We start from the raw sequence: 12,586 nt of genomic DNA, 5'->3' as shown, positions 1-12,586 counted from the left end.
ATGTGAACCTAAACCTCGTCGAACCGGCTTCCCTCCTTGGAGGGATCCCGCGACAAAACCTCCTCCTCCTTGTCGTCGGGCAAGGCCTCGTCGCTGTTCTGGCTGGGGTTGTCGTCGTCCTCTTCGGAGGGAGCTTCTTCCGTCTCGTGGGTGTTGGGAATGCCTTCTTCCACGACCACGCTGTCCGGAAGCACCTTGTTGCCCTCAAAGGAATCCCAGTCCTGCTGCTCGATGACCGGAGCCTCGGCCTCGTCTTGCTGTCTGTGTCGCTGCTTGTTGCGGGGTTCCATCTCTTTACTCCAATGCTACGGGCACCAATTTCGGCCTGGAGCTGGACGAGTTTGCATGCCTGTCAGGCCTCGAGGTCGATCGATTTCGACCCGAAATCGAACCAGCCGACGGTCGCCTTCTCGAACGCGCCGATCGCCGTCAGAGCGGCGATCGCTTCTTCCTCGCCTGGGTCCAGCACGACCACGAAAGTTCTCTGTCCGGCAGTTTCTGAGACCAGCTTCGATTTCATATCGTTCCGCAACGGTCATTACCTAGGGTGCAAACTCGCAACCCGCCGCGCATGTTCCGGCAGGAGCGCGCTATTTCCCCGGCCGGGACGGCTTGGGCGACCGCAACAGGAGCGCCAGCGGCACCAGCAGCGCGGTGGCGACGGCCGAGTAGCGGAAAACGTCGACATAGGCGAGAAGCGTCGCCTGGCGGCCGATGAGCTGGCCGACCCAGCCCACCGCTTGCGCCTTGGCCTCGACGGCGGGGGAGCCCTGCGCGGCTAAGTATTCGCCGGCCTGCCGCAGCGTCTGCTGGTAGATCGACGACGATTGTGCGGTGTTCGCGACCAGGTTGGACTGATGCAACTGCGCGTTCTGCGCGATCACCGTGGTGGTCAGCGAGACGCCGATGCTGCCGCCGATGTTGCGGGCGACGTTGATCAGCGCGGAAGCCTGGTTAGTCTTCCTCGGCGGCAGGCCGAGATAGGCGGCCGTCGAGATCGGGATGAATAGGAAGGGCAGGCCGACCATCAGGAAGACGCGGGCGAAGGCAAAGAAGCTGAAGGTCGCATCCGGCGCCAGCGAGGTCATATGCCAGAGCGCCACCGCCACCGCCGACATGCCCATCATAATCAGGTATTTCGGCTGCACGAAGCCGGAAGCGATGCCCGAAATCGGCATCAGCATCAGCATGGCGATGCCGCCCGGCATCATCGAAAGCCCGGACAGCGTCGCGGTGTAGTCGAACGCGGTCTGCTGCAACTGGGGCATGAGCTGCGTCGTGCTGAACAGCACAGCGCCCACTGCCATCATGACGAGGAACGACGTGCCGAACTGGCGCGTGAACAGCAACCGCATGTCGACGATCGGGTTGCGGTGGGCCAGCTCCCACGGAATCAAGATGAGCAACGAGACGGCGGAGATCGCGGCGAAGGTGGTGATGAAACTCGATGAAAACCAGTCGTTGCGGTGGCCCTCGTCGAGGAAGACTTCCAGGCATCCGAGCGCCAGCGTCACCAGGATGAAGCCGACCCAATCCACCTTGAGGCCGTCTTTCAGCCTCTCCCGGCGCTCGCGTTTCAGCACGTCCGGCTCGACCACCAGCCATTGCACGAGCGCCAGCGAAAGAATGCCGAAGGGCACGTTGATGAAGAAGATCCAGTGCCAGGAGAAATGGTCGGTCAACCATCCCCCGATCGTTGGGCCGACCGTCGGCGCCACGATGACCGCGATGCCGTAGAGCGCGAAGGCCTGCGAGCGCTTTTCGGGCGGGAAAGTATCGGCAAGGATCGATTGCTCGCTCGGCGCCATGCCGCCGCCGCCAAGCCCCTGGAGGATGCGGAACAGGATCAGCATGTCGAGGTTGGGCGCTAGGCCGCAGAGCAACGACGCGCCGGTGAAGGTGGCGACGCAGAGCATGTAGTAGCGCTTGCGGCCGATGACGTCGGCCAGCCAGCCGCTGATTGGAACGATGACCGAACTGGCCACAAGATAGGTAGTGATGATCCAAGTGCTCTCGTCCAGGCCCGCCGCAAGGCTGCCGGCAATGTTGCGCAGCGCGACATTGGCGATCGCGGTGTCGAGCACCATCATGAAGGTCGCGATGGAGACGACGATCGCGATGAGCCAGGGGTTGCGCCCGCCGGCGGCAGAGCGGCTTTCGCCGCCATGGGCTAATGCTGCATCAGTCATCGTACCTTGACCGTCGGCACCACCGACATGCCCGGACCGAGATAGGCGTCCGGTGGCTGGTCGAAGACGATCTTGACCGGGACGCGCTGGACGACCTTGACGAAATTGCCGGTCGCGTTCTCGGCCGGCAGCAGGCTGAAGGCGGTGCCGCTGCCGGCCTGCACGCTGTCGACACGGCCATGGAAGGTCTTTTCCGGGTAGGCGTCGATGGCGATGTCGACCGGCTGGCCCGGCCGCATCAGGTCGAGCTGCGTCTCCTTGAAATTCGCCTTCACCCAGACGTCCTTCGGAACGAACATCATCAACACCTGCCCGGGCTGCGCATAGGTGCCTTTTGCGACCGTGATGTTGGTTGCCCGGCCGGCGACCGGGGCCATGATCGTCGTGCGCGTGAGCGTAGTCTTGGCCTGGTCCTCGCTGGCACGCGCCTGCCGCAGTTTGGCTTCAGCGCTTTTGCCCTGTGCCTGCAGCACGGCGAGCTGGCTTTTCGCGGCCTCTGCATTCGCCATGGCCGTGTCGAGGGCCGCCTGGTCCTGGCGCAGCGTTGAGGCGGCCTGCTGTGCCTGCTGCTGGGTGGCGGTGCCTCGGGCGAGCAGCTCGCGGTTGCGCTGGTCCTCGGACTTGGCGAATTCCAGCGCCGCCTGCGCCTGGGCGACCTGCTTGCGCGCCGCGTCGATCTTGGCGTCCTGCGCCTCGGTCTGGGCCACAACATTGGCGATCTCGGCCTGCGCCGCCGCCACGCTGGCCTCCGCCTGCTTGAGCGAAGCCTGGTAGTCGCTGTCGTCGATGCGAAGCAGGACCGCGCCCGCCTCGACGGGCTGATTGTCGGTGACGGTCACCTCCGTGATGCGGCCGGCGATTTCGGCGCCGACGGTCACGGTGCGCGCATCGATGAAGGCATCGTCCGTCCATTCGTAGTTGCGTGCGTTCAGCCACCAGAACACCGCGCCTGCAGCAGCCAGCAGCACGACAAGCAGGACGGTGCCCGCCTTGGCAGGATGCCGCTTGATGGACCCGGCCAGCCCGCCGCGTCGCTTATCCTGCGAGGCGCCCTCGTCTTCGGGGGACGCATCGGTGGTATCGGGCTCTGCTCCCCCTCGGGTGTCGGAACGCCGCGAGTTCTTGTCTCTTTTTTCGGCGTGACGCCTCGGCTGCTGCGTCTCATCCACAGGTTCGGCAACTGGAGAATTCGTATCCACCGGCATGCCTTTCGATCGAAGGTTTTGTTCTTACGCAATTCCGGATGGAAAGTTGCTGCGCGCTTTTCCTGGAATTGCTCGCATGGGAACTTGCGCGGCGGCGCCGCGCATCACCAGCTCAAGCCGAGGTCAACCTTCCGCGCTCGGAAAAGTTCCTTTGCCGCCACTGCCGGCTTTGTCCCCAGCCCCGGACACCTGCCCATCCGGGTGCCCTCGGATGAGCTTCCTGACTCACTCTTTCGTGACCCGCTTTTGAGCAGACAAATCCGGAACAATGCCCCCGGCTGAGAGGTTAGCGCTGATACCCAGCCAGCCAGGGAGCGAGCCATGTCCCAAAATCCCGCATCGAGCGCGACTGGTCTCAGCCGACGGAGCTTCATGACCGGCACCGTTTCAGCCGCAGCTGCCGCGCCGTTGCTGACCTCTGCGGCAAAGGCGGAAGTGCCGGCTGCGACCCATTCCAAACTCAGGGAAGCGGTCGCCGTATCGCTGAGGATCAACAAGCGACCCTACGAGCTTTCGTTGGATACGAGGACAAGCCTGCTCGACGCCCTGCGCGATCATGCCGGTCTTACCGGCACGAAGAAGGGTTGCGACCATGGCCAGTGCGGCGCCTGCACGGTGCTCGTCGACGGAAAGCGCGTGCTCTCCTGTCTCAGCTTTGCCGTGATGAACCAGGGCAAGGAAGTGACGACGGTGGAAGGGCTTGCCTCGAGCGAGGGCAAGCTGCATCCCATGCAACAGGCCTTCATCGACCACGACGCCTTCCAGTGCGGCTACTGCACGCCGGGTCAGATCATGTCGGCCATCGGCTGCGTCAACGAGGGCCACGCGCACTCCGAAGATGATATCCGCGAATATATGAGCGGTAACATCTGCCGCTGCGCGGCCTATCCGAACATCGTCGCCGCGATCGTTCAGGCGCGCGACCAGGCGAGGGGAGCCTGACGATGCGACCTTTCATCTATGAACAGCCGGCGGACATTTCCGCCGCGGTCGCCATCGCATCCCGCTTCACGACCGATGACGACCAGCCGACGCGGGCGAACGCGCAGTTCATCGCCGGCGGCACCAATCTCGCCGACTATATGAAGCTCGGCGTCGCTGCGCCCAACCGGCTGCTGGACCTCAACCGGCTTGAAGAGCCTGCGCTCAGGCAGATCAGGGTTAGCGATGACGGCATCCGCTTCGGCGCCCTGGTGCGGATGGGCGAAGCCGCCGACCACGGCGAAGTCAAACGCCGCTATCCCGTCATCGCCGACAGTCTGCGGCTGGCGGCAAGCGGTCAGATCCGCAACATGGCGAGCCTTGCCGGCAACGTCCTGCAGCGAACGCGCTGCGAATATTTCCGCGAGACCTCATGGGCCTGCAACAAGCGCGTGCCGGGTTCGGGGTGCGCGGCGATGGAAGGCTTCAACCGCCAGCATGCGGTGCTTGGCGCCAGCGATGCCTGCATCGCCACTTATCATGGGGACTTCGCCCAGGCCCTGATCGCGCTCGATGCCGTCATTCGAGCCGAGGGCTCGCGCGGAGCGCGCAAAATTCCCTTCGCCAGGCTGCATCGGTTGCCTCGCGATACGCCGCATATCGAGACCGATCTCGCGGCCGACGAGATCATCACGGCCATCGAAGTGCCGGCCATGCCGTGGGCCAGGCGCTCGCGTTACCTGAAGATCCGCGACCGCGAATCCTACGCCTTTGCGTTGGCTTCGGCCGCCGTTGTGCTCGATCTCGACGGCGACAGCGTCCGCGAGGCGCGGATTGCGCTTGGCGGCGTGGCGACGGTGCCGTGGCGCGCCAGGGCGGCCGAAGCGGCCCTGCAAGGCAAGAAGCTTGACGAGGCATCGGCAAGCGCGGCGGCGGAAGCCGCCTTTGCCGATGCCGAACCGCGCCAGCACAACGCGTTCAAGATCGAGCTCGGCAAACGAACGCTGGTGCGCGCGTTGCTCGAAACCCGAGACATGAAGGTGTGACAATGGACGCAGCCACTCCGAAACCCAGGGAGAACATGGGCGAACCGCTGCCGCGCATCGATGCCCGGCTGAAGGTTACCGGGCAGGCCGGCTATCCGGCCGATCTGCCGGCAGCCAACATAACCTACGGCGCGCTCGCCACCAGCGACATCGCCAAGGGCAGGGTGACGAGGCTTCATCTGGACGACGCGCGCGCCGTACCCGGCCTGCTCGACATCGTCACCTATGGCGACATGGACAAGGTCGAGAAGCCGAAATTCGGCAACTCCGGCGCGACGTCGATCGGACCGCTGCATGACAGGACGATCTTCCATGACGGCCAGATCATTGCTTTAGCCGTTGCCGAGACATTCGAGGCGGCCGAAGAGGCAGCCCAATTGATCCGTGCCGAGTATGAGGAGGAGAAGCCGACGGCAAGTTTCGACAGTCCGGGAACGAAGACCGTCCCCGCCGCCGGCAAGAGCACGATACTGAAGGAGGACGTGAGAGCCGGCGATTTCGACGCTGCCTATGCTGCCGCTCCCGTCAAGATCGATGCGCGTTATTCGACGCCGACCCAGCACCACAATCCGATCGAGCTGTTCTCGACAACGGCGCTCTGGCAGGGCGATCAGCTCATCGTCCACGAGCCTTCGCAGAACGTCACCGGCTGGAAGGTCGAGCTTGCGCGGCAACTGAAGATCGATCCGGCCAATGTGCGCATCGTCAGCCCTTTCATCGGCGGAGCCTTCGGCTCGAAAGGACCGATGACGCCGCGCACCGCCATCGTCGCGGTGGCCGCAAAGCGTCTTGGGCGTCCGGTGCGCTGCGTGACCAGCCGCATGCAGGCCTTCGGCACGCAGACCTACCGGGCCGAAACCCGGCACCGCATCAGGATCGGCGCAGGCAAGGACGGCCGCATCACTGCGTTCGCGCATGAAGGCTGGGAAGTGACATCGCGTCCGGACGCCTATGTCGTCGCCGGCACCTCGGCGACCGGCCGCATGTATGACTACGGCTCGGTGCTGACGCATGTCTCGCTGGTGCGGGCGGACCGCAACACTCCAGGCTACATGCGCTCGCCGCCGGAGACGCCTTACGTCTACGCGCTTGAAAACGCGATGGACGAGATGGCGGTGGCGCTCGGCATGGACCCGGTCGAGTTCCGCCGGATCAATGAACCGAAGGTGGAGCCGATCGGCAAGAAGCCTTTCTCCAGCCGCTCGCTGATCCAGTGCTACGAGCAGGCGGCCGACGCCTTCGGCTGGGCAAAGCGGGATCGCAAGGTCGGCGCGATGCGTGAGGGCGACTGGCTGATCGGCATGGGCTGCGCCACGGCCATCTATCCAACCGCTGCAGCGCCATGTGCCGCGCGCGTGCGCCTAACATCCGACGGCGATGTGAGGGTGCAGTGCGGCTCGCATGAGATCGGCACCGGTGTCCGCACCGTGGCCGGCCAGATGGCTTCGGAACGTCTTGGCGTCCCGATCGGTAAGGTGAATGTGGAAATGGGTGACAACAACCTGCCCCCGGCCCCGGTGTCAGGCGGCTCGATTTCCACCGCGAGCGTGTGCTCGGCGGTGCTGAAGGCCTGCGACGCGATCCGGGCGAAGCTCTACGCGGGAGCTACGGCCGAAGGCGGTCCGCTTGCCGGATCCCACAACGAGGAACTGGACTTCGCTGATGGGAAGATCGTTGCGAAGGGCGGCGCCTCGGCGAAGATTGAGGATGTCTTCAAGATCATGCAGCTTGGCGCGATCGAGGAATATGCCGAGTTCGCGCCCAAGGGCGCGACGCCCGGGGCGCTGAAGAAGCTTTATGCCGGCCAGCCGGAATTCCATGGCGGCGACCAGGACGAGGATTCGGTGAAATACGCCTTCGGCGCGGAGTTCGTCGAAGTCCGTATCAACAGCTACACCAGGGAGATCCGCGTGCCGCGCATCGTCGGCGCGTTCGCCGCCGGGCGCATCATGAACACGCGCACCGCGCGCAGCCAACTGATGGGCGGCATGATCTGGGGCATCGGACAGGCGCTGCATGAGGCCACCGAGGTCGACAGGCGCTATGCCCGCTACGTCAACCGCGACTTGCAGGACTACCTCGTGCCGGTCAACGCCGACATTCAGGATCTGCAGGTGATCCTGGTCCCGGAAATCGACCACGCGGTCAATCCGGCCGGCGTCAAAGGCCTTGGTGAACTGGGCAATGTCGGCACGGCCGCCGCCGTTGCGAGCGCGGTCTACCACGCGACCGGCAAGCGCATCCGCGATCTGCCGATCAGGATCGATCAGCTTATCGCTTGACGATGCCAGGTAGCAGATCGCTACCTGCCACCAAGCCACCGATCCGATTGCCGAGCCGCCGCCGCAATGCGGGGAACTCGTCCACGGGAGAGGCGAACGGGCGGCCAGTTATCCAACCATAAGCCCTTGAGAGTTTCTGTTCGCGTACTTGCGAGCGGCCGCAAGGCCCTCTGCTTCGGTTTCGGCGAAGCAAAGGACAGAAAAAGACTTCTTTTTGCGATCCGGCCCGGATGCTCTCTTGCCGAGCCTAGAACACGCTAGGCTCGCCTGGGAGGCGACGCATAACAAGAGAGCGGCTGCCGAAACACAGCTTGGCATACGCCACTTGAATAAGGCCGATGCCGGCAACAGCCATAGGGGAACCACGACGATGAAGACATTCCGAAATCGCCTGATGAGCGCGGTCGGCGCAGGCCTGCTGGGTCTGGGGCTTTCCGCTCCCGCCAACGCTGGCGCCATTCGTCTCGGCATGACCACCTGGGTGGGCTACGGGCCGCTGTTTCTTGCCCGCGACCTCGGCTACTTCAAGGAAGCCGGCGTCGATGTCGACCTGAAGGTCATAGAAGAATCAGCGCTTTACATGGCAGCGGTCGCCGGCGGCGATCTCGACGGCGCCGCCTCGACCGTCGACGAGCTGATGAAATACCGCTCGGATGAGCTTTGCTTCAAATACGTGCTGGCGCTCGACGACAGCCACGGCGGCGACGGCATCGTCACGAAGGCCGACGTCAAGTCGCTCAAGGATTTGAAGGGCCAGCAGGTGGCCCTGAACGAGGGCTCCGTTTCCGAGTTCTGGTTCAACGTGCTTCTGAAAAAGGAAGGCATGACCGAGGACGACGTCACCATCACCAACATGACCGCCGATGACGCCGCGACCGCCTTCATCGCCGGCCAGGTTCCGGCTGCCGTGACCTGGGAGCCGCACCTTACCGAAGTCCGTAAGGGCGGAAAGGGCAAGGTGCTGATCGATTCCACGACCACTCCCGGCCTGATCGTGGATGTGATCGCCCTCAAATGCGACCTGATTGAGAAGCATCCCGAGGACGTGAAGGCGCTGGTCAAGGGCTATTACAAGGCGGTCGAATACATCAAGACCAATCCGGAAAAGGCCTATGAGATCATGGCCAAGGGCATTGGCGGCTATCTGGAGAAGCCCGAGGATTTCGCGGCCGGCGCCAAGGGCGTGCGTTATTACGACCGTGCCCGCAACCTGGAATTTTTCGGCGCGCCGCAGAAGAGCGAAGCGTCCGACCTGGTGAACTTCGCGCAGGACGTCTGGGGCAAGGCCGGCAAGCTCAAGACGACGATCGACGCGAAAACCATCCTCGACACCGATTTCATCAAGGATCAGTGAGCCTGCGAGATCGCCGGGGTCGGCCCGTTCGGGCCGACCCCGTTTCTCGATAGGCCAGAGTTTCGCGCTTCAGAAGATCAACGGAGGCCATCCTATGGCACAGAGGCGGACGGCGTGGACACGCCTGACGACCCCATTCGCCAACATTCCCGCCGGCACGGCGACAACGCTCGCGCTGGCGATGTGGATACTCGTGATCGGCGGCTGGGCTTTCCTGTCCTATGGCCGCGTCGTGCCGAACATGTTCCTGCCGACGCCCGGAACCGTGCTCGAGACGACCTATCGCATGTCTCTGGACGGCAGCCTTTTCTACCACACTTTGACCAGCGCCAAGGTGGTACTCCTGGGCTTCATCGTATCCTCGCTGATCTCGGTGCCGCTGGGATTGTGGATGGGAACCTACCGGGCCGTGCAGGCGCCGCTTGAGCCGCTGGTCAATTTTATCCGCTATCTGCCGGTGACCTCCTTCGTGCCCCTGTTCATCCTTTGGATCGGCATCGGCATCGAGCAGCGCATCGCTGTGATCTTCTTCGGCACCTTTTTCCAGCAGCTCGTGATGATTTCCGACTGCGCGCGCAGCGTGTCCAGGGACCTGGTCAACGCCTCCTACACTTTGGGCACCAAGCGCAGCGAAGCCGTGTGGCACGTCATCTTTCCCGCCGCGCTTCCCGCGATCCTCGATACGCTGCGCGTCACCATGGGCTGGGCCTGGACATATCTGGTGGTGGCTGAGCTCGTCGCCGCCTCGAGCGGCCTTGGCTATATCAGCCTGAAGGCGATGCGCGGCTTCCAGGTCGACGTGATCTTCATGGCGATCGCCGCGATCGGGCTTCTGGGCCTCATCACAGACACGGCGTTCCGCATTATCCGGTCAAGGGTCGCGCCATGGGCAGCTTGATTTTGAACGCATCCTCGCAAACCGGAGTCGGATCAAGGGTAGCAATGACCGAAACCCTCAAGGCGAACAATCCGGCCGGCACTGCACCCGGCGATCCGCGTTCGGCCGGCACCACGATGGCCGTCGAAGACGTGACACTGCGCTACAGCGACGCCAACGGCGTGCTGGCGCTGGACGATGTGTCGCTGAAGGTGGCCAGGAACGAATTCTGCGTCATCGTCGGTCCTTCGGGGTGCGGCAAATCCAGCCTGCTATATCTCGCTGCCGGTCTCAATGACGCAACCTCGGGCAGCATCAAAGTCGATGGCAGGGAAGTGATCGAACCCGGTCCCGACAGAGGCATGGTATTCCAGAGCTACACCTTGTTTCCCTGGCTCACCGTGCGCGCCAACATCGAGTATGGACCGAAGCGCAAGGGTCTGCCCGCGGAGCAGCGCAAGCAGATCGTCGACCAGTATCTCAACGAAGTCGGCCTCGCGCCCTTTGCCGACCATTACCCCGCCCAGCTCTCAGGCGGCATGAAACAACGCGTGGCGATCGCGCGCGCCCTTGCCAACGACCCGGCCGTTCTCTTGATGGACGAGCCATTCGGGGCTCTCGACAGCCAGACGCGCGGCACCATGCAGAAACTGCTCTTGCGCGTCTGGGAGCGGCAGCAGAAGACGGTGCTCTTCGTCACCCACGATATCGACGAGGCGCTGGTGCTCGGCGATCGCGTCCTGGTGATGACGGCCCGGCCCGGCAAGATCAAGGCCGAGATCAAGGTCGATATCCCCCGGCCGCGCTCGATGGACGTGATCCTCGAACCCGACTTCATCGCGCTCAAGCGCCGTATCCTCGGCCTGCTGCACGACGAGATCGACGAGGATCACTAGGAGCGATTCCAGGAAAAAGTGCCTGGCGCTTTCCGTCGGAATTGCGTGAGCAGTTAGGCAATACAACGCTGAACTGCCCCGAAAGGCGACGCGATCTTTATCTTTCGCCGTGGCGCGCCGAGCTAAGAATCATCTCCGAAGCCTTCTGCCCAATCATCATGCTTGGCGCGTTCGTGTTGCCGCCTATCAGCTTCGGCATGACCGAAGCGTCCGCGACCCGAAGCCCTTCCACGCCTCGCACCTTAAGCGTCGCCGGATCAACCGCCGCCATCGCGTCCGTTCCCATCTTGCAGGTCCCCACAGGGTGATAGACGGTCAGCGCTTCGGCGCGCAGATAGGCGAGGATCTCGTCGTCGCTGCGGACATCCTTGCCCGGAAGCATCTCCTTGCCGCGCACCGGATCGAGCTCCGATGCGGCAAGGATGCTGCGCGCGATCTTGATGCCTTCGACCAGCACCATCGCGTCATCTTCATCCGCGAAGAAGCGGTGGTCGATGAGGACGTCGCGGCGGGAACTATCCCGTGACAGTCTGATCTCGCCCACGCTTTTCGGTCTGAGCACGCAGGTGTGAACGGCGTAGCCGTGGCCATATTCGATCAGCTTGCCGCGATGGCTGCGATAGCCCGGCACGAAGTGGAACTGGATGTCGGGAAGGCCGTTCGCGTGCCTGGTTTTCGCAAAGCCGCCAGCTTCGACATAGTTGGTGGTGAGCATGCCCCTGCGGCGCGCGAAATACTGGAATGGCGCGGCCACGATACGGGGCAGGTTGGCGAGCGACAGGCCGAGCGTCCTGGTGCTCCTGGAGCGCACGGTGATCATGCCATCGACATGGTCTTGCAGGTTCTTGCCGACGCCGGGCAGGTCGAGGACCGGTGTGATGCCGATCTGCCGGAGCTCGGCTGCGGGGCCGATGCCGGACGCCATCAGGATCTTGGGCGAATTGATGGCGCCGGCAGAGAGCACGATCTCGCGGCTGGCCGAGAGTATCTTTTGCTGGCCGTCATGCCGCACGCGCATTCCCGTCGCGCGTCCCTCGGCAATGACAAGGTCGATCACCTCGCATTCGCTGAGCAGCGTCAGGTTCTTGCGATCGAGCACCGGACGCATGAACGCGCTGAAGCTGCTGAAGCGCTGGCCCCGGTCCTGCGTGACGTTGTAGATGCCGACGCCGAACTGGCCCTCGGCGTTGAAGTCCGTGTTTGTGGGCAGGCCGGCGCTTGTCCCGGCCTTGACGAACATGGCGGAAAGCTCGTTCGGATCGCGTGGGTTGTCGACCAGCATTTCGCCCTCGGTGCCGTGATAGCGTGCGTCCTGGCCGATCAGATTGCGCTCCAGCTTCCTGAACACGGGCAGCACATCGCAATAGGCCCAGCCAGCGCAGCCGAGCCCGGCCCACTCGTCATAATCTTCGGCGGCGCCGCGAATATAGACCATCGAGTTGATCGAGCTCGATCCGCCCAGCGCCTTGCCGCGGTTGACCGGAATGCTGCGGTTGTTGAGATGAGGCTGCGGCACGCCAACGAAACAATAGTCGTAGTTGGGGTTGCCGTAGAGCGACAGGATGCCGGCCGGCACCTTGACCCGCAGGCTGTTGTCGCTGCCGCCGGCCTCTATCAGGCACACTCTGACCGACGGATCGGCGCTCAGCCGATTGGCCACCACGCAACCGGCCGAACCCGCGCCGACGACGATGTAGTCATAGCTTTCAGTCTTCATGCCCAGCCCCTCGAGGAATGCCGGCGCTCGAGGCATGGCGGAACGGGTCGCCGCGGAAGCGCAACCCTGTTCCGGAACCCGGTCCGTTGCCGACATGTG

11 protein-coding genes are annotated in these 12,586 nt (G+C 63.7%); 6 read left to right on the top strand and 5 right to left on the bottom strand.

All coding sequences use genetic code 11. From position 1 onward, the window contains the following. Nucleotides 1-8 precede the first annotated feature (8 nt). From EH240_RS21105 to EH240_RS21090, 4 genes are all read right to left on the bottom strand, one after another. Complete coding sequence (locus tag EH240_RS21105) at nucleotides 9-290, bottom strand: hypothetical protein (RefSeq protein ID WP_125002203.1); 282 nt, start codon at nucleotides 288-290, stop codon at nucleotides 9-11. A 62-nt stretch (nucleotides 291-352) separates the two neighbouring features. Further along, complete coding sequence (locus EH240_RS39675; protein ID WP_281035145.1) at nucleotides 353-475, bottom strand: PPC domain-containing DNA-binding protein; 123 nt, start codon at nucleotides 473-475, stop codon at nucleotides 353-355. Nucleotides 476-590: 115 nt separating this feature from the next. Continuing rightward, complete coding sequence (locus EH240_RS21095) at nucleotides 591-2,189, bottom strand: DHA2 family efflux MFS transporter permease subunit (protein ID WP_125002200.1); 1,599 nt, start codon at nucleotides 2,187-2,189, stop codon at nucleotides 591-593. Further along, nucleotides 2,186-3,394, bottom strand: coding sequence for an HlyD family secretion protein (locus tag EH240_RS21090; protein ID WP_245436241.1), 1,209 nt, complete (start codon nucleotides 3,392-3,394; stop codon nucleotides 2,186-2,188). Before EH240_RS21090 ends, EH240_RS21095 begins: the two co-directional genes overlap by 4 nt. Before the next feature lie 321 nt (nucleotides 3,395-3,715). Between EH240_RS21090 and EH240_RS21085 the strand changes: the two genes are divergently transcribed. The 6 genes from EH240_RS21085 (at nucleotide 3,716) to EH240_RS21060 (ending at nucleotide 10,770) form a co-directional block, all read left to right on the top strand. Then, nucleotides 3,716-4,336 (top strand): (2Fe-2S)-binding protein, encoded by a 621-nt coding sequence (locus tag EH240_RS21085; protein ID WP_125002198.1) that lies wholly within the window; start codon nucleotides 3,716-3,718, stop codon nucleotides 4,334-4,336. Between the two features lie 2 nt (nucleotides 4,337-4,338). Further along, a complete protein-coding gene (locus EH240_RS21080; protein WP_125002196.1) occupies nucleotides 4,339-5,361 on the top strand; it encodes an FAD binding domain-containing protein in 1,023 nt (340 codons plus the stop codon). A gap of 2 nt (nucleotides 5,362-5,363) precedes the next feature. After that, entirely contained in the window at nucleotides 5,364-7,643 is a 2,280-nt protein-coding gene (locus tag EH240_RS21075; RefSeq protein WP_125002194.1) for a xanthine dehydrogenase family protein molybdopterin-binding subunit, read from the top strand. Nucleotides 7,644-8,013: 370 nt separating this feature from the next. Then, a complete protein-coding gene (locus EH240_RS21070) occupies nucleotides 8,014-8,997 on the top strand; it encodes an ABC transporter substrate-binding protein (protein ID WP_125002192.1) in 984 nt (327 codons plus the stop codon). Nucleotides 8,998-9,091: 94 nt separating this feature from the next. Beyond that, entirely contained in the window at nucleotides 9,092-9,895 is an 804-nt protein-coding gene (locus EH240_RS21065; protein ID WP_125002190.1) for an ABC transporter permease, read from the top strand. A 116-nt stretch (nucleotides 9,896-10,011) separates the two neighbouring features. Further along, nucleotides 10,012-10,770, top strand: coding sequence for an ABC transporter ATP-binding protein (locus EH240_RS21060; RefSeq protein ID WP_245436243.1), 759 nt, complete (start codon nucleotides 10,012-10,014; stop codon nucleotides 10,768-10,770). 97 nt (nucleotides 10,771-10,867) lie between these two features. Here EH240_RS21060 and EH240_RS21055 read toward each other — a convergent pair whose 3' ends face one another. Beyond that, nucleotides 10,868-12,487: a GMC family oxidoreductase gene (locus EH240_RS21055; RefSeq protein ID WP_125002186.1), complete on the bottom strand. Its 1,620-nt coding sequence runs from the start codon at nucleotides 12,485-12,487 to the stop codon at nucleotides 10,868-10,870. Nucleotides 12,488-12,586 lie beyond the last annotated feature (99 nt).

Origin of the sequence: Mesorhizobium tamadayense, from assembly GCF_003863365.1 — a bacterium.
Taxonomy (GTDB): Bacteria; Pseudomonadota; Alphaproteobacteria; order Rhizobiales; family Rhizobiaceae; genus Mesorhizobium; species Mesorhizobium tamadayense.
Note: the sequence above shows the minus strand (reverse complement) of the source record. Positions and strands in the feature narration are given on the sequence as shown.

Coding starts and splice junctions, on each gene's coding strand:
- EH240_RS21105 (WP_125002203.1), bottom strand. CDS start 290: ATGGAACCCCGCAACAAGCAGCGACACAGACAGCAAGACGAGGCCGAG.
- EH240_RS21095 (WP_125002200.1), bottom strand. CDS start 2,189: ATGACTGATGCAGCATTAGCCCATGGCGGCGAAAGCCGCTCTGCCGCC.
- EH240_RS21090 (WP_245436241.1), bottom strand. CDS start 3,394: ATGCCGGTGGATACGAATTCTCCAGTTGCCGAACCTGTGGATGAGACG.
- EH240_RS21085 (WP_125002198.1), top strand. CDS start 3,716: ATGTCCCAAAATCCCGCATCGAGCGCGACTGGTCTCAGCCGACGGAGC.
- EH240_RS21080 (WP_125002196.1), top strand. CDS start 4,339: ATGCGACCTTTCATCTATGAACAGCCGGCGGACATTTCCGCCGCGGTC.
- EH240_RS21075 (WP_125002194.1), top strand. CDS start 5,364: ATGGACGCAGCCACTCCGAAACCCAGGGAGAACATGGGCGAACCGCTG.
- EH240_RS21070 (WP_125002192.1), top strand. CDS start 8,014: ATGAAGACATTCCGAAATCGCCTGATGAGCGCGGTCGGCGCAGGCCTG.
- EH240_RS21065 (WP_125002190.1), top strand. CDS start 9,092: ATGGCACAGAGGCGGACGGCGTGGACACGCCTGACGACCCCATTCGCC.
- EH240_RS21060 (WP_245436243.1), top strand. CDS start 10,012: ATGGCCGTCGAAGACGTGACACTGCGCTACAGCGACGCCAACGGCGTG.
- EH240_RS21055 (WP_125002186.1), bottom strand. CDS start 12,487: ATGAAGACTGAAAGCTATGACTACATCGTCGTCGGCGCGGGTTCGGCC.